This is a genomic window from Variovorax sp. P4_D9 (genome assembly GCF_056401695.1).
In genome coordinates this window covers 1-581 of the sequence record NZ_JBFUIU010001738.1, presented here as the reverse complement: position 1 = coordinate 581, position 581 = coordinate 1, and the positions used below count along the sequence as shown (strand labels likewise).

Genomic DNA, 581 nt, shown 5'->3' with positions numbered 1-581 from the left:
TCCTTGAAGGTGCCGAGGAACCGGCCGACGATGCCCACCGCGGGGATCATCGTCCAGAGCTTCTCGCCCCACCAGCGGCCGTACAGGAGGCTCTCGCTCTGGTAACGCTCCCACGGGTCCTGGCGCAGATTGATCACCAAGGGGACGTTGGTTGAGTCGGGCTTGCCGTTGAAGAGATTGCCCTCTATGGTCTTGAAGCTGACCCTCCAGGCGTTGTAGCGCACGGCATCAGGTCGGCGTTGTCGCTGAAGTAGAAGAACTCGTGGCGCGGCCCGGGTGCTTCGCCCTTGAAGTAGGGCATGAAGTTGTAGCCGTCGAGGTGGTCCTGAAGGTCTTCTCGCCCGCCTTGTAGCCGGTCAGGAGCTTCTCCTTGGCCACCGGCTCGCCGTCGGCGGCGACCAGCGTCGGCAGCCAGTCTTCGGCCGCCATGATCTCGTTCATGATGGTGCCGGGCTGGATCACGCCGCGCCATTTCGCCACCATCGGCACGCGGAAGCCACCTTCGAACACGGTGCCCTTCTCGCCGCGGAACGGATGGTTGCCGCCATCCGGCCAGCTGAAGATCTCCGCGCCGTTGTCGC

1 protein-coding gene and 1 pseudogene are annotated in these 581 nt (G+C 64.4%); both read right to left on the bottom strand.

Features of this window, described 5'->3' with window-relative positions; genetic code table 11:
* Positions 1 to 224 (bottom strand): annotated as a pseudogene (locus tag AC1DY5_RS58075) (hypothetical protein); the annotation flags it as partial.
* Between the two features lie 4 nt (positions 225 to 228).
* On the bottom strand, positions 229 to 581 hold a 353-nt coding region (locus AC1DY5_RS58070; RefSeq protein ID WP_478123104.1), incomplete at its 5' end, for a sulfatase-like hydrolase/transferase.